This window comes from Streptococcus mitis, assembly GCF_001579035.1.
Taxonomy (GTDB): domain Bacteria; phylum Bacillota; class Bacilli; order Lactobacillales; family Streptococcaceae; genus Streptococcus; species Streptococcus mitis_J.
Genome location: NZ_KQ970287.1, coordinates 258798 through 260562, shown reverse-complemented (window position 1 = coordinate 260562; position 1765 = coordinate 258798). Strand labels below are relative to the sequence as shown.

Annotated in this window: 1 protein-coding gene and 1 pseudogene; both read right to left on the bottom strand. The window is 39.0% G+C overall.

Annotation, left to right across the window (positions count from 1 at the left end; translation table 11 throughout):
* A pseudogene (adcAII, locus tag SMIDD26_RS05685) lies at nucleotides 1-384 on the bottom strand (zinc-binding lipoprotein AdcAII); the annotation flags it as partial.
* A 296-nt stretch (nucleotides 385-680) separates the two neighbouring features.
* Nucleotides 681-1765, bottom strand: a 1085-nt coding sequence (locus SMIDD26_RS05675) for an APC family permease (protein ID WP_246746934.1), incomplete at its 5' end; no start/stop codon positions are given.

Sequence of the window (1765 nt, the reverse complement as noted above, 5' to 3'; positions counted from 1 at the left end):
TGCTTCCACATCTTCTAGCCCAGGGACGCGGTCCAATGTCATTCCTTCAGAAGCCTCTAAAACTTTCACTTTGGATTTTTTTAGATTTGGATCCAGACTTCCTGCCCAAGATTCGAGCGTATGAGAATGGTAAACAAAGACATCTGCATCATAGATGGCCGCGATGTCATTTGCTGAAGGTTCAAAGGAGTGAATTCCACTACTTGACTGAATCATCCAAACATCATTCAAGTCACCAGATACTTCCTTAACCATAGCATAGATAGGATAAAAACTGGTCACAATTTTCATCCCCTTTCCTGTCTGGCTTTCCTTTTGACTACAGGCTCCTAGCAATAAAAGAAAGACACTTAACAAGACTAAAAATAAATTTTGTTTCTTCATGAACAACTCCTTAACCATTTAATTAACCAGTAAATATTCTACTCCTAAAAATTTAATCTGTCAAGATATTTTTAGAAAAAAATTGAAATTTCTTTCACATATAAAAATCTGCTGAGTGTCAACAACTCAACAGATTCTCACTTTATATACTCAATGAAAATCAAAGAGCAAATTAGGAAGCTAGCCGCAGGCTGCTCAAAGCACGACTTTGAGGTTGTAGATGAAACTGACGAAGTCAGTAACCATACATACGGCAAGGCGAAGCTGACGTAGTTTGAAGAGATTTTCGAAGAGTATTATTCTTCTATGGTAGAATGCTTATAGCCATAAGTAAAGTAAATGATACTTCCTATCAACAAAGCAACTAGGAAAGCAATCCAAGTTTCCATATTATACTGCAACATGAAGGATAAACAAATGATGATCGATAAAATTGGTAACAGAGGTACCAAGGGTGTTTTAAATTCCCCAGCTTTTGGCATCCCTTTTTCTTTCCGTAAGCGAATCAGACCATAAGCTAACATAATCAAGTAGGCTAAGGTACAAATATTTAAGAAGGCTGCGATACTAGCAAGAGGGAACATTCCTGCTGCTACCGCTGAAGCTAAACCTGTCAAGATAGTAGCATTCTTTGGTACCTTGCTTGTTTTGGTCAGTTCTTTAAAGGCAGCAGGCATTAAGCCGTCACGTGCTAAACTGTAAATCATACGCGATAGGGCATAGGTCATCGAAATACAAACTGTAATCAAGGTCAAGATAGCCACTAATGACACATAGTTGGCTGCCCAACCAATCCCAACGCTACGAAGAGCAAAGGCAACGGCATCATCGACATTTAGATGACTATAGTAAACCACACCAGTCAAGACAAGCGTCACCAAGGCATAGAGAATAGTTACGATAGAAAGTGATAAGACAATCCCTCTAGGAATATTTTTTTGAGGAGTCTTGACTTCATCTACAGCCATAGAGATGGATTCAAATCCCAAAAATCCAAAGAACATTAAGGAGGCACCAGCCATGATACCAGTACTAGCACCATAGATTTGTCCAAAACCATAAGGAGCAAAATTACTCCAATTATCAAGCTTGATATGCCAAATTCCCACCAAAATAAAGAGAGCTAAAGCGGAAAATTTCAAAATAACTAGAATTGAATTAAAGCGCAAGGCTGCCTTGGCATTTAGTAAAACAAGTGAAGTCACCAAGACCAAGACAAGAATAGGCAATAAATCAACAAATGTCCCTGCTTGAGGATTAAAGGTACCATTTAAAGCCTGAGGAAGGGCTATCCCGTATTGAGAGAGCAAGCCTTTAAAATAAGCTGCCCACCCCGAAGCCACACCTGATATGGCTGTCATAAACTCCATCATGGTTAACC